The sequence below is a fragment of the Rathayibacter sp. Leaf248 genome (assembly GCF_920939495.1).
GTDB classification, from domain to species: Bacteria; Actinomycetota; Actinomycetes; order Actinomycetales; family Microbacteriaceae; genus Rathayibacter; species Rathayibacter caricis.
The window spans coordinates 1,914,279-1,936,921 of sequence record NZ_CAKLAV010000001.1 but is presented as its reverse complement, the minus strand read 5'-3'; the positions used below and the strand labels follow the sequence as shown (position 1 = coordinate 1,936,921).

Below are 22,643 nucleotides of genomic sequence, written 5' to 3'. Positions count from 1 at the left end.
GCAGCGGGCGCATCGAGATCCACCCGCACCGCCGCGCCCCCTTCGAGCCTGCTCAGCCCGCCCGCCGAAACCTCACCGAAAGGTAATTGTTAACGGTAACATTCGGCACATCCCCGTCCGCGGCGCCCCCCCGACGCCCCGGACGACGATCTCAACGACGAGAGGCACCACGAATGACGACCAGACGACGGACCCCGATCGCAGTCGCGGCGGTGATGGCGCTCGCGGCAGGACTCCTGTCGGTCGGCGCGCCCGCGAACGCCGCTCCGAGCACCTCGCTCGATGCGAAGAAGGTGCTCGAACTGCCCTTCGACGGCAGCCTGACCGACACCAGCGGCCGCAGCACCCCCACGGGCATGCAGAAGGGCACCGCGGGCTACGCCGCAGGCCTCTCGGGCCAGGCCTTCGCCTTCAACGGCTCCAACGCCGTGAGCCTGGGCACCTCGGCCGCGCTCCAGCCCGCCGACCTCACCGTCTCGTTCTGGTACAACCCGAGCGTCGCCATGACCGGCGAGCAGGTCTTCACCTGGAACAAGACGGCCTACAACTCCGACGGCTGGTACCTCACCTCCGAGGGCGACGGCACTCCGCTCGCGCTCTCGATCGGCCCCTCGACCGGTCAGCCCTACAAGGTCGCCGTCGAGTCCCCGCGCGCCTCCTTCTTCCCGACGAACACCTGGACCCACGTCGTCGCCACCTACGACAAGGCCACCAAGCAGGTCGCCTTCTACCGCAACGGCGTCAAGCAGCCCAGCGCGGTCAAGACCGCGCCCTCCACCTCCGCGTCCGGCGTCCTCGGCTCCGAGGGCACGTCGACCAAGACCATCGGCTTCAACGGCCCGCAGTACAACGGCGCGCACCTGCGCGGCCTGCTCGACGAGTACGTCCTCTACAACGGAGTCGCGACCACGACCGACGTCGTGACGCTCACCAAGGCGGGGAACCCCTCCTTCGACGCCGCAGCGGTCGCGAAGAGCGACCTCGACGCGGTCGCTCTGCCCTCGAGCACCGTCCTCGACTTCCCGGTGCCGACCACCGGAGCCAAGGGCTCCACGTTCTCGTGGACCTCCTCCGACCCCGCGCGGATCGCGATCGACGGCGGCAACGCGGTCGTCACTCCGCCCACCGGCTCCACCCCCTCCTCCGTGACCCTCACCGGCTCGGCGAGCTACGGTGGCAGCGTGCCGGTGACGAAGACCTTCACGGTCCAGGTCCTCCCCGAGGGTCTCGAGAGCTCGATCTACCTGCTCGAGGCCGGTCTCTCCGACGTCGACGTCGAGGACCCGTACCTCGAGAACGGCGAGAGGCAGACCGTCGAGTACCTGCTCAGCCTCGACCCCGAGCGCTTCCTGTACTCCTTCTACCGCGAGGCGGGCCTCGCGCCCACGACGGCCGGCGGGTACGGCGGATGGGAGCGCGACACCAACGTCCGCTTCCAGGGCCACTTCTTCGGCCACTACGTCTCGGCCCTCTCGCAGGCCTACTCCACCGCCGAGGACCCGACCACGAAGGCGACCCTGCTCGCCAAGCTGACCGCCTCGGTGGACGGTCTCAAGCGGGTCCAGGACGCCTACGCGCTCAAGAACCCGACGGACGCGGGCTACGTCTCGCCGTTCCCCGTCTCGTACCTCCCCTCGGGAGCCGACGGACTGCTCGTGCCGTTCTACAACCTGCACAAGGTGCTCGCGGGCCTCCTCGACGCCCAGAAGTACGCCCCCCGCGACGTGTCGGCCAAGGCCCTCACGGTCGCCGACGGCTTCGGCACCTGGATCCGCAACTGGGGCGGCCGCCAGGCCGACCCGACGCTGCTCCTGCGCACCGAGTACGGCGGAATGAACGAGGCGCTCTACAAGCTCTTCGAGATCACCGGCAAGTCCGAGCACAAGCGCGCCGCCGAGTACTTCGACGAGCGGGCCCTGTTCGAGCGCCTCGCGAACAACGAGGACGTGCTCAACGGACTCCACGCGAACACGACGATCCCCAAGCTGATCGGCGCGCTCAAGCGCTACACGGTGTTCACGGACGACCCGGCTCTGTACGCCACGCTGACCGACGCCGAGAAGGCGGACCTCGGCATGTACCGCCGAGCGGCCGAGAACTTCTTCCGCATGGTCGACGAGACGCACACCTACGCCAACGGCGGCAACAGCGAGTCCGAGCACTTCCACGCTCCCGGCACGCTCTACCAGTACGCCACGAGCGGTCGCACCACGGGATACGGCGAGAACTCGACGTCCGAGGGCTGCAACATCTACAACATGCTGAAGCTCTCCCGGGCGCTGTTCCAGGTGACGAAGGACGTCAAGTACGCCGACTTCTACGAGGACGCGTACATCAACGGCATCCTCGCCTCGCAGAACCCCGAGACCGGCATGGTCACCTACTTCCAGCCCCAGACCGCCGGCTACGCCAAGGTCTTCGGCAAGGAGCAGGACGAGTTCTGGTGCGACCACGGATCGGGCATCGAGAGCTTCACGAAGCTCGGCGACTCGATCTACTTCGAGGGCGAGCGCACGGTCTACGTGAACCTGTTCCGCTCCTCGGTGCTCAGCTCGCAGGCGTCGAACCTGAAGCTCACGCAGACGGCCGACATCCCCGACACCGACACCGCGACCTACTCGATCGCCGGACTCGACGGCGGCGCCGTCGCAGAGGGGACGACCGTCCGCCTCCGCATCCCCGCCTGGGTCGACGGAGCGCCGACCCTCACCGTGAACGGGGCGCCGCGCAGCATCGCGTCGATCACCGAGGGCGGCTACGTCGTCGTCCCCGTCGCGGCCGGTGACACCCTCACCTGGAAGCTCCCGGCGAAGGTCACCGTCTCGGCCGAGACCGAGAACGCGAACTTCGCGGCCTTCAAGTACGGACCCGTGCTGCTCGCGACCGAGCTCAACCGGAACAACGTCGAGGCGTCCTACCCCGCGGGCGTGCTCGTGCAGATGGGCGTCGCCGACAAGTCCGTCAACTCCAGCGTGACCGTCGCCGACGCGAACGCCTGGAAGGCCGGCATCCGGGACAACCTGGTGCGCCTGCCCGACGCGGTGAACAACAACGGCCTGGAGACCATGCGGTTCGGGATGAAGAACGTCGACGCCGCCTCCGCGGCCCGCGTCTTCGAGCCGTACTACAGCCTCTACGACGCCCGGTACGCGACGTACCTGACGCTGATCGCCCCCGACTCCCCGGAGGCGCAGGCGCTGATCCTCAAGGAGAAGCAGCAGCTGCGCACCGAGGAGACGACGATCGACTCGCTCACCTCGTTCGACAACAACAACAGCGAGGCCGACAAGAACTACAAGTACAACCGGTCGAGCGTCGGGACCTGGCGGGGAGAGGGCTACCGTGACGGCGAGCGCTCGCCCGAGGCGTGGTTCCAGTACGACATGATCGTCGACCCGACGCTGCCGAAGAACTACCTCGGCGTCCGCTACTACGGCGGCGACGCGGGACGCACCTTCGACGTCCTCCTCAACGGCGTGAAGCTCAAGACCGAGGTGGTCTCGGGTGCGGCCGGATCGACGAACTGGTACATCCAGTACGACGAGATCCCGAAGGCGGTCCTCGACGGGATCGCTGCGCGGGACGGCTACAAGCGCGACCTCGCCGGCAACTACGTGCTCGACGCGAAGGGCCAGAAGGTGCCGGTCGTGACCGTGCGCTTCCAGGGCATCAACACGACGAGCAACGTCGGCGGCGTCTTCGGCGTCTACACGACCGAGTCGACCTCGTTCGGCACGAACGCCGAGCTTGCGAGGATGACGTCGGACGTCGGGACCCTCGCTCCGGCGCTGGCCACCGGCGTGCGCGACTACACGCTCACGGTGCCCGCCTCGACGACGAGCGTCTCGCTCGACCTCGACCCGGCCGTCGCGAGCGGACTGGTCCGCGTGGACGGCGTGCTGATCGACGACACCGAGCTGCGCACCGTGCGCCTGGCCGCGACGGGGACCACGAACGTCGTGATCACCTCCGCCGCCCAGGACCACACGACGACGGCGACCTACCGCCTGGCGATCGTGAAGGCGACCGCTCCGGCGCTGAAGACCACGGTGACCACGTCGTCGCGCTGCGTCACGGGCAAGGTCGTGCTGACGGTGACCGCTCGGAACGACTCGAGCGTCACGACGGGCCTGACCATCGGCTCGCCGTTCGGATCGAAGGCCTTCACCGGCGTCGCTCCGGGCAAGACGGTGACGCACGCGTTCACGACGCGCGCGACGTCGATCGCCGCGGGCTCCGTGACGGTCACGGCGACCGGCACGGTGAACGGCTCGCCCGTCACCGCGGCGACGCCGGCGACCTACACTGCGCGCACCTGCTGAGCGCACCGCACTGAACGGCGGCGGCCGTCGGGGGGATCCCCGGCGGCCGCTGTCCGTGCCGCCCGTCGTGACCTCAGGAGGAGTCGTCGATGACCGTGCTGACCCCCGCTCCGCCGCCGCCGGCGAGGAGCCGGCCCCGGCCGCCCCGGATGCTGATCGGAGCCGGGCTGCTCGGCGCGTTCCTCCTGCTGCGCATGGTGGCTCCGCCGGACGCGGCTCTGACCGACACGGCGCGGGACTTCGCAACGCTGTCGATCAGCATCGTGATCGAGTCGCTGCCGTTCGTCTTCCTCGGCATCCTGCTGTCGATCGCCGTGCAGCTCTGGGTCCCGGAGCGCGTGCTGCTGCGGGTCCTGCCCCGGCGCGCGCTGCCGCGGAGGATCGTCATCTCGCTCCTGGGCGTGCTGCTGCCGGTCTGCGAGTGCGGCAACGTGCCGCTCGCACGCGGGCTGGTCGCGAAGGGGCTGAGCGTGTCGGAGTCGGTGACCTTCCTGCTCGCCGCGCCGATCCTGAACCCGATCACCATCGTGACGACGTACCAGGCCTTCGGCTGGGCCGACGGGATCCTCGTCTCGCGGGTGGTCGGCGGTTTCGTCATCGCGAACCTCGTGGGCTGGCTGCTGAGCCTGCATCCGCGCCCGACCGAGCTGCTCACCCCCGTGTTCCGGGCGGTGTGCGCGGCGGGCGACGCCGCGCACGGCTCGGGAGCGACCCGGGTGCGCCGAGGGCTCTCGACGCTGGCGGAGGAGACCAGCGCGATGCTCCCCGCGCTGTTCGTCGGAGCCGCGATCGCGGGGCTGATCCAGGTCGGCGTCTCGCGCGACCTCCTCACGACGCTGGGCGCGGATCCGCTCTGGTCGGTGCTCGCTCTGATGGTGCTCGCCTTCGTGATCTCGGTCTGCTCGAACGTCGACGCGTTCTTCGTGCTCTCCTTCGGCGGCACGTTCCTGCCCGGGGCGATCGTGGCGTTCCTCGTCTTCGGGCCGATGATCGACATCAAGATGCTGGCGCTGCTGCGCACGACGTTCACGGCGGGGGCGCTGGTGCGGATCACCGCACTCGTGGCGCTGTGCGCCGCGGCACTCGGCCTGGCGGTGAACCTTGCCGCGTGAGCGACGGCGCGCGGAGGCTCTCGCCGGCCTCGTTCGGCGCTGGCAGGGCGTGGTCCTCAGCCTGATCGCGCTCGCGGCGACCCTCTGGCTGGCCGCGACCGGTCGGCTCGGGCTCTACATCCATCCGCGGTACTTCGTCTTCACGACCGTGCTCGCGGTGATCGCGGTGGTGCTGGTGGTGGTGGCCACGGCGGTCGTGCGAGCGGAGCCGCACACGCACGCGCACGACGGAGGGGACGAGGGCGCGCACGAGCGCCCGGGCCGCTCCGCCCTCGTCGCGATCGGCGGGTCCGCGGTCGTGGTCGGCGCGCTCGTGGCACTGCTCGTGCTGCCGCCTGCGACGCTGACCACCGCCACGGCGAGCGCCCGCCAGATGAACACCGGCGCGATCGAGGCGTCGGAGCCGACCGGCGAGTACGCCGACTACACGGTGAAGGACTGGGCGGCGCTGCTGGCGCAGGGCGAGCCGGAGCAGTTCTTCGCGGGCCGCTCCGCGACGGTGAGCGGCTTCGTCACTCCCGACGAAGACGACCCCGAGAACGTGTTCTACGTCGCACGGTTCGTGGTCACCTGCTGTGCGGTCGATGCGCAGCCGGTGGGCGTGCCGGTGCACCGGCCGGGCTGGCAGCAGGAGTACGAGGTCGACTCCTGGCTCGAGGTCTCGGGCGGATTCGCGACGAACCCGAGCGCGACCAGCGCCGAGTCGATCGTGCTGGATCCCGACGTCCTCACTCCGATCGCGGAACCGGCGATGCCCTATGTCTACTGAGTCCCGTCCGGCCGTCGGCCCCCCTCCGGAGCCCGTGGACCGGCCGATGCGCCGGTACCGGCTCGTGCTGCGCTCGGCGGTGGGGGTGCTGCTGCTCCTCGTGGCCTCGCTCACGGTGGCGACCACACGCCAGGGACCGCAGGTGACGAGCGTCCAGGTGAGCCCCGAGGGCGTGGTCGAGCGCGACGGGGCCCGGCTGCGCCTGCGGCTCGACCGCCCGGTGAACGGCTCGGTGGCCGAGCGCCTGTCGATCGAGCCGGCCGCCGAATCGGAGGTGACGGTGGTGGGCTCCGAGATCACGATCTCCTTCACCGAGCTGCTGCGCTACGGCACCGAGTACACGGTGACGATCGCGGACGTCCGCTCCCGCACCGGCACGACGTCGGATCTCGTGACACGGTTCACGACGGCCGAGCCCGAGGTCCTCGCGCTCGAGACCTCGGACGACGGGCCGGACCGCATCACGGGCCGGCCGCTCGACGGCGGCGAGGAGCGGGTGCTCTTCGAAGCCGATTCGGTGTCGGCCTACGCCGTGAGTGGGACGGTGCTGGCCTCGGTCGTGGAGGAGGGCGGCACGGCGCTCCTGGAGACGGTCGACGTCGTCACCGGCGCCCGGCGCACCGTCCCGATCCCCTCGGCGGTGATCGAGATCCGCGGTTCGTCGTCCGCTCCCCGCATCGGGTACACCGTCGCCACGGTCGACGGACCGGTGCTGCGGACGCTCGACGTCTCGGACCCCGAGGCGGAGCCCGTCGTCGTGGCCGGCGCGGACGGTGCCGAGCTCGCCATCGCGCAGTGGGCCTTCGAGCCCGGATCGACGTCGCTCGCCGCGCTCACCGAGGACGGCGTGCTCCTGCGCGTCGACGCCGGTACTGAGGCGCCGACCGTCCTCGGCGAGCACGGCGAGCTGCGCGGGTTCGTGCCCGGGACGTCCGACCTGGTGGTGTCGGACCCCGGCGGGGGAGCCGTGGTGGATCTGCGCACCGGCCGGGAGGCTCCGCTCGAGCTGCCCGCCCGGGTGGACGGCGCGGCGTCGAGCGAGGAGCGGCTGCTCGACGGATCCTCCTACCTGCGGACGGTCACGGACCGCTCGGGAGGCGCCTTCGACGTGTCCAGCGCCGTGGTCCTCTTCGACGGGTACGCCGAGCGGGAGCTGTTCCGGCCCGCGGAGGGAGCGGCCCTCGTCTCGACGTGCCTGTCGCCGAACGGCCAGTACCTGGCGGTGCACACCGCTCCCGCCGGATCGACCGTGGTCGACCGCACCGTGCTGATCGACGTCGAGACCGGCGGGTCGGACCACGTGCTGGCGGGGGCGTCGCTCGACTGGTGCTGATCGCCGCGAGATGCCACTCCGGTACGCGTTCTCCGGCGTGTCGTGTACTGAAGTGGCATCTCGCGGAGGGGATCCGGGCGGAAAGCGTTACCGAACCGTTACCGGATCGGGGCCCGCGCGACCAAACCAGAAGTACCCGGTGAACGGGCAGGTCAGGGGCGAAAACTGACGCTCATGAACGAGACAGCGGGACCCGTGCGCCAGAGGCGATTCCTCCTGCTCGCCGCCCTAGCGGGGGTGGTCACCGCCGGTGTCCTCCTCGCGGTCGCCGAGCTGATCGCCCTCGCCGTCGCCCGGACGGCCAGCCCCGTCCTCGCCCTCGGCTCCTTCATCGTCGACATCGTGCCGCGGCCCCTCAAGGAGTTCGCGATCACGACGTTCGGCGAGAACGACAAGGTCTTCCTGCTCGCCGGGATCGGGGTCGCTGTGCTCGTCGCCGCCGCGCTCGCCGGTGTGCTGCAGCTGATCCGGCCGCCGCTCGGGCAGCTCGTGCTCGTGCTCGCCGGCGTCCTCTCGATCGCCGCGATCGTCACGCGCGCCGGAGCGACTCCGCTGTCGGCCGTGCCGACCCTCGTCGGCCTCGTCGTCGCGGTCGTCGTGCTGCACCTGCTCACCTCGCGCCTGCGCCGCTGGCGCTCGGCCCGGGCCGCGGAGGCGCAGGGGCGCGTGCCCGCCCACTCGGCCGGACTCGAGCGCCGCGGCTTCCTCCGCGTGTCGCTGATCGCCGCCGTCGGGGCGATCGTCGTCGGGGCCGGAGCCCGGGTCGTCAGCGCCGCCACCTCCACCATCGCCGGGGTGCGCGAGGCGCTGCGCCTGCCGAGCCCGCGCACGGCCCTGACCGTGCCCGCCGGCGCCGAGCTCGACATCGACGGGATCACGCCGCTCTTCACCCCCAACGCCGACTTCTACCGCGTGGACACCGCGCTCACCGTTCCGAGCATCGACCCGTCGACCTGGACCCTCACCATCACCGGCATGGTCGACCAGGAGGTCGTGCTGTCGTTCCAGGATCTGCTCGACATGGGCCTGGACGAGTACGGAGTGACGCTGACGTGCGTCTCGAACGAGGTCGGCGGCGGTCTCGTCGGCAACGCGAAGTGGCTCGGAGTCCCGATCCGCGACGTGCTCGCCCGCGCGGGCGTGCAGTCCGGAGCCGACATGGTCCTCTCGCGCAGCGTCGACGGCTACACCGCGAGCACGCCCCTCGAGGCCCTCACCGACGACGGGCGCGACGCGATCCTCGCGGTCGCCATGAACGGCGAGCCCCTCCCGCTCGAGCACGGCTTCCCGGTGCGGATGGTCGTGCCCGGCCTGTACGGCTACGTCTCGGCGACGAAGTGGCTGACCGAGCTGAAGGTGACCACCTTCGCCGCCGACGAGGCCTACTGGACCCCGCGCGGCTACTCCGCCGAGGCTCCGATCAAGATGTCGGCGCGCATCGACACCCCGCGCATCGACGCCGCGATCCCCGCCGGCCCGACGAAGATCGCCGGCATGGCCTGGGCGCAGACCGTCGGCATCGAGAAGGTCGAGGTGAGCATCGACAACGGCGACTGGCAGCCCGCGACGCTCTCGACCCCCGTCAACACCGACACCTGGGTGCAGTGGTACGTCGACTGGCAGGCCGAGTCCGGCTCGCACTACGTCGCCGTCCGCGCGACGGACGCGAACGGCACCCTCCAGATCGAGGAGCGCGCCCCCATCGCCCCCAACGGCTCGTCCGGCTGGCAGCGCACCCTCGTCCGCGTCACCTGACCCCGTCTCCCTGCCACTGCGATCAGAACCTCGGCCAGGAATGCCCGTCAGCCACGATGGTGGCTGAGCCCCACTCCCGGCCGAGGTTCTGCGCGGGCCGCACTGCGGGGGGCCGACGACGGGCCTTCACGGATAAGGCTCATCAGCCCGATCCGGCGGTTCTCGCGCGGATCGCTCGTCTCAGCCTTCGTTGTGACGCTCGCGGCGTTCGGAACCGAGGTCGGGAGCGGCTGCGCGTCCCGGATCGGCCGTCGCGGCCACTCCTGACCTCGGTTGCGGACGGGGCTACTCGGTGGCCGCCGGTCGGAAGGACTCCACGTGGTGCTCGGGCGCCAGGTGCAGCCCCGCGCCCAGCATGCGCTCGCGGAAAGTCGCGCCGACCGGCTCCGGGTCGAGGCGCCCTCGGCGGCGGAGCTCCGACTGCACGAGCCGCGCCTCCCTCTCGTCGAGTACGGCGATCGCCGCCCGTCATCAAGGACGGGCGGCGATCTGAACCAATCGGTTCGCCGTAGCGGAGGCAGTGCCTCGCGTCAGCTCCCGGACACCCCCGAGACCCCGAAGCGGAACACCAGTCGGCCGTCGCGCGGCCGCACGAGGTACTCCGGATGCGTCCGCGCCCCCCAGGAGTCGTCTCCCGCGACCCCGCGCCGCCGCAGCGCCGGCCGCAGCACGGTCCGCTGCACCGGGGGCAGCTCGTTCGGGTGCTGCGCGTTCTCGATCTCGAACGGCGTCCAGTGCAGCGCCGAGAACTCCATCCCGCCGTCGCAGTCGAGACGCAGGCCCCACCCGTCGTCGCCGGTGACCTCGGCCCAGCGCACGCCGGTGCGGCTGCCCGCCTCCTGAGGCTTCAGGTACGGGGTCAGCTCCCGCCCCACGTCGCTCGACCAGACGTCCAGCCGCGCGCCGAGGCGGCGGTCGGAGTAGCACTCGTCGGGTCCGTCGCCGTACCAGCGGAGGCGGTGCGCGTCGGCGCTCGTCGTCCACTGCATCCCGAACTCGGGCAGGTCGGGCAGGCCGTCCGGCACGTCCATGGCGACCGTGACCTCGATCCGCCCGTCGCCGGTCACCCGGTAGTCGACGTCGCAGAAGGCGCGCGGGGTGGTCGGCAGCTCGTAGGTGTACCCCACGGTCACGGCGCTGTCGTCGGAGGAGACCCGCGCGGTCCGCAGCGCCCCGCCCGCCGCCCGGGCGTACCGGCTCGCGAGCAGCCACTGGCCGTCCTCGAACGGCCCGCCCCAGCCGCGCTCGTTCGAGGTGGGCGCGTGCCAGAACGACGGCATCGGCATCGAGTCGAGCAGCTCGCGCCCGCCCTCGGCCCCGCCGCCCCAGCGGTAGGACTGCAGTCCGCCGTGCAGGCGCGAGAACAGCACGCTGAACCCCTCGCCGCGGACGCCCACGTTGTGGGTGCCCTCGACGACCTCGGGTCGCGGCCGGCTCTCGACGTGCGGTCGGCCGACCACCTCGAGCACCCGCTGGCCGCTGGCCACCACGTGCCCCGCCTCGGCCCAGCGGGTCGACGACGCCAGCCGCAGCTCGACGTCGAGCGTGTACTCGCCCGGCAGCTCCGGCACCGGCACCGGGCTCGCGAAGGTCGCGCGCCCGCCGGGCTGGACCGCGGTCTCGAGCGGCTGCTCGGCCAGAACCCGCCCCTCCCGCCGCAGCGTCACGACCGCGTCGAACGCCGACGACGGAGTCGACAGCAGCCGGTTCTCGATCGCGATCCCCTCCTCCGACACGTCGATCCGGAACGGCTGGTAGAGGAACGCGACCTCCTGCAGCTTCGGCGTGGGCGTGCGGTCGGCGAAGAGGATCCCGTTGCCGCTGAAGTCGCCGTCGTGCGGCGCCTCGCCGTTGTCGCCGCCGTAGCCGAAGTAGGGCACGCCGTGCCGGTCGACCATCGCGATCGCCTGGTCGGCGAAGTCCCAGATGAAGCCGCCCTGGAACAGTGGCTCCCGGGCGGCGAGGTCGAGGTAGCGGTCGACCGCGCCGAAGGAGTTGCCCATCGCGTGGGCGTACTCGCAGAGGATGAACGGCTTGTCGCGGTGCTCGCGCAGGTACTCCTCGACCTCGGCGGCCGGCGTGTACATCTGGCTGACGACGTCGGTCGTGTCGGGGTAGCGGGAGTCCCAGTGCACGCCCTCGTAGTGCACGGGCCGGTCGTCGACCTCGCGGAACCAGTCCGAGAGGTCGCGAAGCACGCTGCCGCCGAAGGACTCGTTGCCGAGCGACCACATCACCACGCTCGGGTGGTTCTTGTCGCGCTCGACGAGACTCCGTGCGCGGTCGGCCAGCGCCGCGGCCCAGCGGGAGTCGTCACCCGGCACGGCCTCCTCGAGCGGAGCGTCGAGGTAGCGCACCCGGTCCCACACGCCGTGCGTCTCGAGGTTCATCTCGTCGATGACCAGGAACCCGTACTCGTCGGCGAGCTCGTAGAAGTAGGAGTTGTTGGGGTAGTGGCTGGTGCGGATCGCGTTCACGCCGGCACGCTTGAGGATCCGCAGGTCCTCCTCCGTCTGCTCGCGCGTGACGACGCGGCCGTCGACGCCGAACTCGTGGCGGTTCACTCCGAAGAACACGATGCGGCGGCCGTTCAACCGCAGCACCCCGTCCTCGATCCCGAAGCGGCGGAGGCCGACCGACTGGGGGACCACCTCCGTCTCGGCGCCCTCGGCGTCGCGCACGCGCACGATCAGGCGGTGCAGGTGCGGGTCCTCGGGGCTCCACAGCCGCGGGTCGGCGAGTCGGAGGCGGTGCCGCCCGTCCTCGTCCTGCCGCAGCACTCCGACGCCCTCGAGCTCGACCACCACCGAGCCGTCGCCGTCGAGGCTCGGCTCCACCGCGATCTCGGCCCAGGAGTCGCCGACGACGGTCGTCACGCGCAGGTCCTCCAGGTGCGTCCGCGGGCGCCGCAGCAGCACCACGTCGCGGAAGATCCCGGAGAAGCGGAAGAAGTCCTGGTCCTCGAGCCACGAACCCGCACCCCACTTGACCACCTGCGCGGCCAGCACGTTCTCGCCCTCGACCAGCAGGTCGGTGAGGTCGAACTCGGCGGGCGAGAAGCTGTCGGCCGAGAAGCCGAGCCATCGCCCGTTCAGCCAGAGCGCGATGGCGCTCTCGGCGCCGCGCACGTCGAGCGCGATCCGCTCGCCGGGCGCCGGCGGCGCGTCGAGGGTGAACACCGTCCGGTACGACGCCACGGGGTTGAAGCGCTGCGGAGCCTGCCCGGGGGCGAGGTCCTCGTGCCCGTCCCACGGGTACTGCGTGTTCACGTACTGCGGGCGGTCGTAGCCGTGCAGCTGGATGTGCGCGGGGACCGGGATCGTGTCCCAGTCGCCCGCGTCGAAGTCGGGCTGCTCGAATCCGGGGACCGTGCCCGCGAGATCGGGCGAGTAGTGGATCCGCCAACGCCCGTTGAGCGACTGCTCGAACGAGCTGACGCCGGTCGCGGCCTCGTCCACCGAGCGGAACCAGCGGTGGTCGGAGTGGGCCGGGCGCCGGTTCTCGGCGAAGTACCCCGGATCCGACAGCCGCGACGGGTCGAACCCCGGCGAGGAGGCTGCGGGCGGCCGCGGATCGTGCGCGAGGCTCACTTGATCGCTCCCGTGATGCCCTCGGCGAACGAGCGCTGCAGGATCATGAAGACGACCATCGTCGGCACCGAGGCCAGCAGCACGGCCAGCATCAGCACTCCGTAGTCGGTGACGTAGCCCGCGGCGAGGTTCGAGATCAGCATCGGCATCGTCTGGAAGTCGTTGTTGACCAGGATCACCTTGGGCCAGAGGAAGTTGTTCCACGCGGTCATGAAGGTGATGACGGCGGCGGCCGCGTAGGTCGACTTCATCGACGGCAGGTAGATGCGCGCGAAGATGCCCAGCTCGCTCACTCCGTCGATCCGCGCGGCCTCGATGATCTCGTAGGGGAACGAGCGCGAGGCCTGGCGGAACAGCAGGATCAGGAACGGCGTCGAGATCGCCGGGATGATCACCGCGGCGAGCGAGTTGACCATCCCGACCTCGGCGAAGACCTGGAACAGCGGGATCATGGTCGCCGCGAACGGGATCATGATCGCGATCAGGAGGATCGCCATCACGAGGTCCTTGCCCCGCGAGTGGAAGACCTCGAAGCCGTAGCCGGCGATCGAGCAGACGATCAGGGCGAGGATCGTGGTGCCGACGGCGACGGTGGCGGAGTTCCACATCGCTCCGCCCACGTCCTGCAGCCCCGAGAGCTTGCTGAAGTTCTCGAACAGCTGCGTGCCGGGCAGCATCCGCGAGTCGAGCACGTCCTGGCTGGTGTTGGTCGCCGAGACGGCCATGAAGTACAGCGGGAAGATCGAGAAGATCGCGAAGACCGTGAGGAACGCGTACTTCGGTACCGCGCGCAGGCGCGAGGCCACCGGGACGGAGCGCTTGGCCGGGGTCGTGGGCCCGGAGGACTCCGTCTCGGGGAGCGAGAGGACGGCATCCGTCACGGGGAGGGTGCGGGCGGGGTCAGTCACGCTTGTCACCGACTTTCAGCTGAGCGAACGCGAGGACCGCGACGAGGATGAGGATCACGTACGACAGCGCCGACGCGTAGCCGAAGTTCGGGTTCTTGAGGAACGAGACCTCGTAGAGGTAGTGCGACATCGACATCGTCGTGTACGCCGGTCCGCCCCGGGTCAGCGCCCACGACTCGTCGAAGAGCTGCAGGGTGCCGTTCGTCGACATGATCGCGGTGAGCAGGATGATCGGCTTCAGCTGAGGGATCGTGACGTGGAAGAAGGTCTGCAGCGAGCTCGCGCCGTCCATCTTCGCCGCCTCGATGCTCGAGTAGTCGACGTTCTGCAGGGCCGCCAGGTAGAAGACCATGTTGTAGCCGGTCCAGCGCCAGAGCAGTCCGAGGATGATGACGAAGCGCGCGGTGTCGGGGTTGCCGAGCCAGTTGACCGGGCTGTCGATCAGGCCGATGCCCAGCAGCAGGTCGTTGACGAAGCCGTCGTTCGCGAAGATCGTGCGGAACACCAGCGAGTAGGCGACGAGCGAGACAGCGCAGGGCAGGAAGATCGCGGTGCGCCAGAAGGTCTTGTACTTCAGCGTGCGGTCGTTGAGCAGGTTGGCGAGCACCAGCGCCATGATCAGCATCACCGGCACCTGGATGAGCAGGTAGATGAAGGTGTTCTGCAGCGTCAGGCGGAAGATCTCGTCCTGCAGCAGCCGCTCGTAGTTGAGCCAGAAGGGCTCGGCGAACGAGAGGTTCGCGCCGCGTCCGGTCTGCAGCGAGAGCAGGAACGCCTGCGCCATCGGCAGGAAGCTGACCAGCAGGATCAGCAGCGACGCAGGCAGGAGGAAGGCCCAGCCGGTGAGGCTGCGGCGGCGCTCGCCGGTCATCCTCACGGGTCGGCGGGAGTCGCGCTGCCTCTGCGGCGGAACGCGGGGTCGGGTGCGCGGTGGCGCGGAGGTCGTCACGGGGTGCTCGCAATCTGCAGGAGGAGAGGGAGGGGGGACCGGGCCGGGGCGTGCGCCCCGGCCCGGTCTGGAGCGGTCAGCTCATCGCGAACTCGACGTTCGCCTGCGCCTCCTCGAGCGCCTTGGCCGGGTCGGCGCCTCCGATGATCTGCGTGATCGCCGCGCTGACGGAGTCGCGGCCCTCGTAGTAGTACGCACCGGTGTTGTTGCTGGGCACCTCGGCGCCGAACTGGGCGACCTCCGAGAAGATCGGCTGTCCGCCGAAGTACTCGCTGGGCTGCTCGTAGGCGGCCGACGAGGCGGCGGGGAGCCAGTTGGCGACCGCTCCGGTGGCGGGGAGGATCGTGTCGTACAGCTCGGTCGAGCCGGCGAAGGTCGACGCGAGGAAGTCGGTCGCGAGGTCGACGTCGGCGTTCGAGCTGATCGTCCACGACGATCCGCCGTTCGCGGTGTAGTTGGTCGCACCGTCGACGCTGTCGAGCGACGGCACGTTGGTGACCTGCCACTTGCCGGCCTGGTCCTCGGCGGCCTGGATGGAGCCGACGATCCAGATGCCGTTGATGGTGCCGCCGACCGAGCCGTTCACGAAGGTGCCGAGGTACTCGTCCCACGAGTTGACCTCGACGAAGACGCCCGACTCGACGAGCTGCTTGTAGGTGTCGATGGCGCTGAGCAGCGCGTCGTTGTCGCTGATCGTGGGCATGCCCTCGTCGTCGAAGAGGCTCGCTCCCGCGCTCTGCAGCATCATCATGATCATGTCGGCGGAGCCGGCCTGGCCCGACAGCAGCGGCGAGCCGGTCTTCGCCAGGACGTCCTTGCCCTTGGTGAGGAAGTCGTCCCAGGTGATGTCGGTGAAGTCGTCGATCGTGTAGCCGGCCGCCTCGAGGACGTCGGTGCGCAGCGCGGTGACCGCGGTGCCCGAGTCGAACGGGATGCCGTAGTTGACGCCGTCGACGGTGGAGTACGCGGTGACGGCCTCGGGGAACTCCGAGAAGTCGACGGCGTCGGTCGAGATCTCGCTGAAGATCTCGGGGTAGTTGAGCGCGTTCTTCTGGAACGCGTTGTTCTGCATGAGGAAGATGTCGGGCAGCTCCTCGTACTGCCGCGACTGGGCGAGGGTCGTGAGCTTGGGCTGCAGGTCCTCCCACGGCGTCTCGATGATGTCGAGCGAGAAGTCCGGGTTGTCCTCCTGGTAGATCTTCTCGGCCTCCTCGAGGGCCGCGATGTTGAACGCCGGGTCCCAGGCCCAGACGGTCAGGGTGTTGTCCCCGTCGCCTCCGCCGTCGCCGCCGGAGGACGAGCCTCCGCCGGAGCAGGCCGTGAGGGCGAGAGCGAGGGGGAGGGCGACGGCCACGGCGGTCGTGACCTTCTTGGAGAGAGTTCGCACGGTGTCTGTTCCTTGTCTGTGATGGCAGGTGCTGTGTCGGGTGCTGGAGGGTTTCCGTGGCGTTCCCGGAGGGGCGGATCGTGGTCGGATCCGCTCCTCCGGGGTCGGCCGGGGGCGCACTCGGGGGTCCGAGTGCGAGCGGAGGGAGGTCAGCGCAGGGGCTGCCAGGGGCCGTACGGGTCGCCGGGGGCCTGGTTGCGCGTCCACCACTTCGCGCGGAAGCGCTGTCCCTGGTGGACGACGACGTCGCCGGTGTCGAAGATGCGCGAGGCGGTCCAGATCGCCGTGCCGTCGGGCGCGGTCAGGATCTGCTGCCACGGTCCGTTCACATCTCCCGGCTTCTGGTTGCTCGAGTACCAGGAGGCGCGCCACTCGGATCCGGCGTAGAGCACCGCGGCACCCTTCTGGTAGACGGCCTTCGCGTTCCAGGCCGGCAGCACCGACACGGTGAGGGGGGCCTCGACGGTCGCCCCCTCGGCGAGGAGCGCCGGGAGGACCGCGACGGTCGCGGTGCGCACGCCCGCCGTCGTCGTCACGAACCCGGTGACCCGGTACTCGCTCGCGGCGAGGGTGCGGGTGCCGCCGTCGGCGAGCGTCGCGGTGACCGTGATCGAGGCGGGGTCGAACGCGGCTCCGACCGGCACGAGCACCGTCGCCGGAGCGACGACGATCGAGCGGACGGCGGGGACGAGCGCGGCGCGGGCCGCCTCCAGCGCGGCGCGGGCGGCGTCGACGGCGGCCTGCGTCGCCGGACCGGCGAGCACGGCGGTCGCCGCCGACCGGGCCTCGGCGAACGGAGCCCAGCTGCCGGCCGTGGAGTCGGCGGGCACGAGGCCGGCCGTCGCGTCGACGAGGGCTTGCAGCGGCGCCGTGTCGACGCTCTGCTTCCGCAGCGACAGCGCGTCCACGCTCACCGACTGCCCGCCCGTGCCGGTCGCGGTGATCGCGACGCGGGCGGCGCCGGCCGGCAGGACGAACTGCTCGGACGCGATGTCCGCCCATCCGGCGGTCACGGGGATCGCGGTCGTGTGCGTCACGCCGTCGGCGCCGGTGACGGACACCTGCGCCGCGGTGAGGCCGCCCGGGTTGCTCGCCTTCAGGGCCAGGGAGTAGACGCCCGCGGGCACCTCCTCCTCCTGCTGCACGCCGCCCGAGAAGGCCTCGGCCGCACCGAGCCGGAGGGCGAAGCGGGAGCCGTCGGCGCCCGGCGAGGTGTTCTGCACGAAGGCGGTGGTGGCGGAGGAGGGGTCGGTGACCTGCGTCCATCCGGTCACGGTCGTCACGGCGATGCGGTCGGCGGCGAAGTCGGGGTTGAGGATCCAGTTGTTGCCCTCGCCCACCTCCCACGCGCCGGTGCGGGCGTTGATCTCCCACTCGCTGAGCGAGTTGAACGACACGTCGGCGCCGGTGCCGGAGAGAGGCACCCACTGGTTGTAGCCGAGGCCGTTCCAGGCGAAGTCGGCCCAGCGGTCGCCGGCGTAGATCACGGTGTCCTGCTCGGTGCCCTGCACGGTGAGGAAGAAGCCGCTCTGCGTGACGTGGCTGTAGTCCTTCTCGGTGCCCGGCAGCACGTACATGCTCGAGTAGGGGCCCTGGATCCGTCCCTCGAGCGAGCGCACGAGGTAGGTCTGCGAGGTGTTCCAGCCGTGCAGGTCCGAGCTCGCGACGTAGTACTGGCCGTCGAGCTTGAACATCGCGTTGCCCTCGCGGCCCGCGCCGCGGTACACCTCGACGGCGGTCTCGACCGAGAGCGAGTCGGCGTCGCTGATCTTGCCGACGTAGGTGCGGCTGCGGCCGTCGCGGTAGGAGAAGACCAGGTAGTCGGAGCCGTCGTCGTCGGTGAAGACGGTCTGGTCGCCGGTGCCCTGGTTCCAGCCGGGCTTGTTCGGGTTGTTGTAGACGCCCGGGATGTGGGTCTGCAGGTTCGCGTACTCGAAGTCGTCGACGGGGGAGTCGCCGCTGAGGAACAGCACACCGGCGTTGGTGATCCGGGCGGGGTCCGGGCTCTCGAACTGGGTGAGCAGCACGTAGCGTCCGGTGTTCTCGTTGTAGGCGACTCCGAGGCGGCCGATCCAGACGGCGTCGGCGAGCGTCTCCATGTCCGAGAAGTAGGAGCCCGTGACGTCCTTCGACGTCGGGATGTGCAGCGGGGTGTCCTTCGTGGCGACGTCGTTCTCGAACGTCCAGTTCACGAGGTCCTCGGAGGAGTACGCGGTGACGGCCACGAAGTCGACCTCGCCGGCCCGCGTGTAGGTGCGGGTGGGGGAGTCGTAGTACTGCTGCGAGCCGGTGTACTCGACGCCGTACCAGTAGTAGCGGTCGCCGAAGCGGAAGATGCCGCCGCCCTGCGAGAAGATCGGGTCGCCCGCGGTGTCGAGCCAGAAGCGGTTGTTCTGGATGGTCTGCAGGTCGCCGTCCGAGAGCGGGTCGAGCGCGGCGGCCGTCGTCTGCAGGCCGTTCTTCGCGTCGACCACGGCGGAGGCGCTCGCGGCCGGGTCCTCCAGGACGTCGCCGGCCGTCACGGTCGCGGCGGCGAAGGGCGCCCACGACTCGGCCGTGTAGGCGGAGGGGACGCGGGTGCGGTACTGCTCGAGGATCTCGCGCAGCCCCGAGACGCGCACCAGGGCGGTCTCGGCCTGCTCGAGGTCGGCGCGGGCGGCGATCAGCTCGGCGTCCGTGGCGGCGGCGGAGTCGCGCACCGCGGTGGCGGCCGCGAGCTCGGCCGAGAAGGCGGTCCAGGAGGAGGCGGTGAAGTCGTCGGCGGACGACGCGCCCAGCCGGTCGAGTGCCTCCGTGAGGCGCGCCCGCTCGTCGACCTGCGTCGTGGCGGTGAACTCGGCCGAGGCGTGGTTGATGAAGCCCACGGTGACCACGCGCAGGACGTGCTCGCCCGGCTGGAGGCCCGTGTGGCTGAAGATCGGCACCGTGGTGGTCGACCGGGCGCCGCGGTAGTCGGCCGAGCCGACCTTCACTCCGTCGACGAAGACGTCGGCCGTGCCGTTCGTGGTGGCCTTGCGGCCCGAGAGGGCGATGGTCTCGCCGGTGAACGCGATCTCGAACGCGGCTCCGCCGGTCGCCCAGGTGTGGGTGCTGTTCTTCGACCAGGCGCCCTCGTAGAAGGTCTTCAGCGGCGTGCCGCGGACGGTCGTCGTGTCGGTGAAGGCGACCGTGGAGGTCTGCACCTCGGCGGCTTCGGCGCTCGACACGGCGGTCTGGCCGGTGAGCACGAGCAGTCCGGCGAGAAGCGCCGCGACGAGGGCGGTGAGCCGTCGAGTCGCGGGCCGGGTGGCCGGGCGGGTGGTCGATCGTGGGATCGATCGCGTCAAGGGAGTCCTCCGTCGTCGCAGGTCCTACGTGGTACAGCGCTGTACCACGGGGGCGAATCTAGACCGAGGACGGCTCCGTCCGCAAGAAGCGTTTTCCGACAGTCCTCGTCGTCGCCCGCTCGATCACCCTGGAGTGGGCGAACTCGGTCGTCGGCGCGCCCGCCGCGCGGTCGATCCGGGCGATCAGCTTGTCGAGCGCGGTCTCCGCGATCCAGTCGATCCGCGAGTCCATCGTCGTGAGCGGCGGATTCAGGTACGCGGACTCCTCGACGTCGTCGAAGCCGATGACCTGGACGTCCTCGGGGAGGCGCAGGCCCCCCTCGCGCAGCGCCGAGACCGCTCCGATCGCCAGGCCGTCGTTGAGGCAGACGAGGCCGTCGAACGACCGTCCGGACTCGATGAGATCGCGGGCCACCCGGAATCCCGAGCCGATGGTCCAGTCGTAGCCGGTCACTCCGACCAGGCGCGGATCGAGGGTGCCGCCCCACGCGGTCACCTCCTCGAGCACCCCGCGCAGGCGCAGCTCGGCGTTCCCCTCGCGCGCGGCGCCGATGCCCGTAGCGTCGAACGGCACGTGCGCGCCCACCACCGCGATCGACGTGCTGCCGCGCTCGAGCAGGTGCGCGGTGGCGGTGCGGGCGTCGTCGACGTCGTCCGTGGTCACCCGATCGGTCAGGCCGTAGGTGTTCCGCGAGCCGAGGCAGACGAGCGGATACGGCACGTCCAGCGCCTCGCGGTCGAGCGTCTCGTGCTCGGACAGCGAGAGCAGCAGCCCGTCGGTGAGCTGAGAGTTGAACTGCTGCAGCAGCCGGCGCGAGCCCGTGCGGCCCTCGTCCGGGTACGTCGTCACGTAGACGACGAGGTCTCTCCGGCGCGCGGTGTCGACCACGACCTCGGCGAGCTCGGCCAGGTAGGCGGCCTTCAGGGTGGGCACCGCCAGCGTGACGGAGTCGGTGCGCCCGCGGGTCAGGTTCCTCGCGGCGACGTTCACGGTGTAGCCCAGCTCGTCCACCGCCGCCCGCACGCGCTGACGGGTCTCGTCGGCCATCCGCCCGGTGCCGTTGACGACGTTCGACGCGGTCTTCAGCGACACCCCGGCGTGCTCGGCGACGGCCAGCAGCGTGGCCTTCCTGCGCGGCGGTGCCATCGCGTCCCCCTCCGGTGCGGCGCGGTGCCCGTGCACCGTGCTCCCGCCCATGGATACACCACGGCTCGTGGGACGCGGCAGGGTGCCGCTACGCTGACGCGGGTCCGGCCGAGGGGAGCGACGCGATGACCACCGCTCCGACGAGGCGATCGCTGCTGCTCGAGAGCGTCGTCGACCACATCCTCGAGCACGGCGTGGCGACCGTGTCGCTGCGTGCTCTGGCCCGCGCGGCCGACTCCAACAACCGCATGCTGCTCTACTACTTCGGCTCCCGCGCCGAGCTGCTGTCGGAGGCGCTCATCGCCGCGGCCGTGCGCTTCCCCGACATGCAGCGCGCGGCCGACGAGCTGCTGGTGCCCGGCCGCCCGCTCGGCGAGCGGCTCGACCGATCCTGGGAGGCGCTCGCCTCGGCGGGCAACCGGCCCTACCTGCGGCTGTTCTTCCAGGTCTTCGGGCTCGCGGCGTTCGAGCAGGCCGAGGAGTGGCGGGCGACGCGCGGCCGCTTCGACGAGTTCCTGCAGCCGGAGCTGCGCCGGGCGCTCGCCGAATCCGGCGTGCCGGCGGAGGAGGTGCCCGTGCTGGCCCGCGAGATCGTGGCGTTCTGGCGGGGCCTCGAGATCCTGCTGATCTCGCTCGACGACGACGCCGGCGTGGATGCGGTGCGCGTGCGCGCCCACGCCGACCTGCTGGCGCGCCTGCCGTCGCCTCGTCAGCAGAACTCAGGCTGAGGGGCTCGATCCGCGCCGATGCGACGGATCGGCTGCGCTGAGCCTTACTTCTGCGGGTCGGAGCGCTTCGAGAAGCCTTCGCGCTCGCCCAGCAGCCCCGCGATCACCGCACCGAACTCCGCCCGCAGCCGCGCCTTCTGCTCCGGTGGGCAGAACGCGGCTTCCACCCCGTTCCGTGCGATCGTGCAGGCCTCCTCGATCCCGAGCCCCAGCGCGGGCAGCGCCTCCCGGTACTCGCGGCCGATGTCCGTGCGGAAGAACACGGCGTCGTCCGTCGACACCGTGACGCGCAGCCCCGTCCGCACCATCTCCGCGATCCGGTGCTGCGGGTCGAGCATCCATCCCGAGCAGATCGTCGTCGACACCGGAGTGGTCGTGAATCCGATGCCGGAATCCCGGGCTCTCGCGACCAGATCCGGGTCGTCGAGGATCCGGTAGCCGTGGTCGATCCTGTCGACCTGCAGCACGTCGAGCGCGATCCGCACGGAGTCGGGCTCGGAGCGGTCCGTCTCGCCGACGTGGGCGGTGAGCGCGAGTCCCGAGCGGCGCGCGAGCGCGAACGCCTCGCGGAACCGGCCGGGATCCTCCGCGCCCTCGGGCGTCAGATCGTCCATGCCGAGGGCGACGACCTCCTCGCGCGGGTGCCGGCGGATCGTCTCGACCAGCTCGACGGCGCTGCCCGCGGACTCCCTGCGGTTCACGGCCACGATCATCCGGAATCCCACGCCGAGGTCGGCCTCCGCGGCGCGCAGTCCGTCGAGGATCGGATCGAGCACGTCGGCGTACCCGAGCCCGCTCCAGCCGAGGTAGGCCGAGTCGGCGAAGTACTGCGGGTTGATCGCGTACTCGCGGTAGCGCAGTCCCTGGGCCGCCGCCGCGCGCACCCCGTCGTAGGCGACCGTCGCGAGGTCGGCGGGCGTCCGCAGCACCCGGGGAGCGGCGCGGAAGGCGACCAGGAACTCCTGCAGGTCGGCGAAGTCGAACAGCGTCGCCGGGTCGGTGGACGGCAGCTCCACCCCGTAGCGGTCCGCCGAGGCGACGAGATGCGCGGCGCTCATCGTCGACGCGAAGTGGCAGTGCAGCTCCGTCTTCGGCAGCCTCCGCAGAACCTCGTCGTCGTCGATCCCGGCCTGCTGCTCCACTGCACTCATGCCCCCATGCTGCCAGCGCCCGCCTCACCCTTCGCAGACCGCGGCGCCCTCCTCGAGCGCTGGTGGATCTCGATACGCGCGCTGCGCGCGCTACTCGATCAGCAGGGGTGGCCCGGCCTCTCCTTCGCTGGTCGAGTAGCGGCCGCAGGCCGCGTATCGAGACCCC

The 22,643-nt window shown here is 70.8% G+C and carries 14 protein-coding genes; 6 read left to right on the top strand and 8 right to left on the bottom strand.

All coding sequences use genetic code 11. From position 1 onward, the window contains the following. The first annotated feature begins 173 nt into the window (after positions 1–173). From LRG51_RS09465 to LRG51_RS09445, 5 genes are all read left to right on the top strand, one after another. Positions 174–4,322 carry a beta-L-arabinofuranosidase domain-containing protein gene (locus LRG51_RS09465; protein ID WP_230672426.1) on the top strand — a complete coding sequence of 1,383 codons (4,149 nt, stop codon included), beginning with the start codon at positions 174–176 and terminating at the stop codon, positions 4,320–4,322. An 89-nt stretch (positions 4,323–4,411) separates the two neighbouring features. Further along, a complete protein-coding gene (locus LRG51_RS09460) occupies positions 4,412–5,434 on the top strand; it encodes a permease (RefSeq protein ID WP_230672425.1) in 1,023 nt (340 codons plus the stop codon). 49 nt (positions 5,435–5,483) lie between these two features. Beyond that, entirely contained in the window at positions 5,484–6,203 is a 720-nt protein-coding gene (locus LRG51_RS09455) for a TIGR03943 family putative permease subunit (protein ID WP_230672423.1), read from the top strand. Positions 6,204–6,249: 46 nt separating this feature from the next. Next, the gene (locus LRG51_RS09450) at positions 6,250–7,536 is read left to right on the top strand and encodes an Ig-like domain-containing protein (protein ID WP_230672420.1); all 1,287 of its coding nucleotides are present in this window, start codon (positions 6,250–6,252) and stop codon (positions 7,534–7,536) included. A 174-nt stretch (positions 7,537–7,710) separates the two neighbouring features. After that, positions 7,711–9,291, top strand: coding sequence for a molybdopterin-dependent oxidoreductase (locus LRG51_RS09445; RefSeq protein ID WP_055785740.1), 1,581 nt, complete (start codon positions 7,711–7,713; stop codon positions 9,289–9,291). Between the two features lie 285 nt (positions 9,292–9,576). Here the strand turns inward: LRG51_RS09445 and LRG51_RS09440 are convergent, their stop codons facing one another. The 7 genes from LRG51_RS09440 to LRG51_RS09410 all read right to left on the bottom strand — a co-directional run bounded on the left by LRG51_RS09440 (position 9,577) and on the right by LRG51_RS09410 (position 20,649). Then, complete coding sequence (locus tag LRG51_RS09440; protein WP_157603021.1) at positions 9,577–9,717, bottom strand: hypothetical protein; 141 nt, start codon at positions 9,715–9,717, stop codon at positions 9,577–9,579. 104 nt (positions 9,718–9,821) lie between these two features. Further along, positions 9,822–12,881, bottom strand: a complete 3,060-nt coding sequence (locus LRG51_RS09435; RefSeq protein WP_230672418.1) for a glycoside hydrolase family 2 TIM barrel-domain containing protein — start codon at positions 12,879–12,881, stop codon at positions 9,822–9,824. Further along, positions 12,878–13,789, bottom strand: coding sequence for a carbohydrate ABC transporter permease (locus LRG51_RS09430; protein ID WP_230672416.1), 912 nt, complete (start codon positions 13,787–13,789; stop codon positions 12,878–12,880). The genes LRG51_RS09435 and LRG51_RS09430 overlap by 4 nt, the downstream gene beginning before the upstream one ends. After that, a complete protein-coding gene (locus LRG51_RS09425) occupies positions 13,782–14,660 on the bottom strand; it encodes a carbohydrate ABC transporter permease (RefSeq protein ID WP_055785743.1) in 879 nt (292 codons plus the stop codon). The genes LRG51_RS09430 and LRG51_RS09425 overlap by 8 nt, the downstream gene beginning before the upstream one ends. Before the next feature lie 154 nt (positions 14,661–14,814). Next, a complete protein-coding gene (locus tag LRG51_RS09420) occupies positions 14,815–16,125 on the bottom strand; it encodes an extracellular solute-binding protein (protein WP_230672414.1) in 1,311 nt (436 codons plus the stop codon). A 149-nt stretch (positions 16,126–16,274) separates the two neighbouring features. Beyond that, on the bottom strand, positions 16,275–19,451 hold the full coding sequence (locus LRG51_RS09415) for a carbohydrate-binding protein (protein ID WP_230672412.1): 3,177 nt from the start codon (positions 19,449–19,451) through the stop codon (positions 16,275–16,277). A 58-nt stretch (positions 19,452–19,509) separates the two neighbouring features. Continuing rightward, complete coding sequence (locus LRG51_RS09410) at positions 19,510–20,649, bottom strand: LacI family DNA-binding transcriptional regulator (RefSeq protein WP_230672410.1); 1,140 nt, start codon at positions 20,647–20,649, stop codon at positions 19,510–19,512. A 74-nt stretch (positions 20,650–20,723) separates the two neighbouring features. Between LRG51_RS09410 and LRG51_RS09405 the strand changes: the two genes are divergently transcribed. Then, positions 20,724–21,326 (top strand): TetR/AcrR family transcriptional regulator, encoded by a 603-nt coding sequence (locus tag LRG51_RS09405; RefSeq protein WP_055785752.1) that lies wholly within the window; start codon positions 20,724–20,726, stop codon positions 21,324–21,326. Positions 21,327–21,370: 44 nt separating this feature from the next. On the opposite strand, the gene add is transcribed toward LRG51_RS09405, so the two are convergent. Further along, a complete protein-coding gene (gene add, locus LRG51_RS09400) occupies positions 21,371–22,477 on the bottom strand; it encodes an adenosine deaminase (RefSeq protein ID WP_230672408.1) in 1,107 nt (368 codons plus the stop codon). Positions 22,478–22,643: the final 166 nt, after the last annotated feature.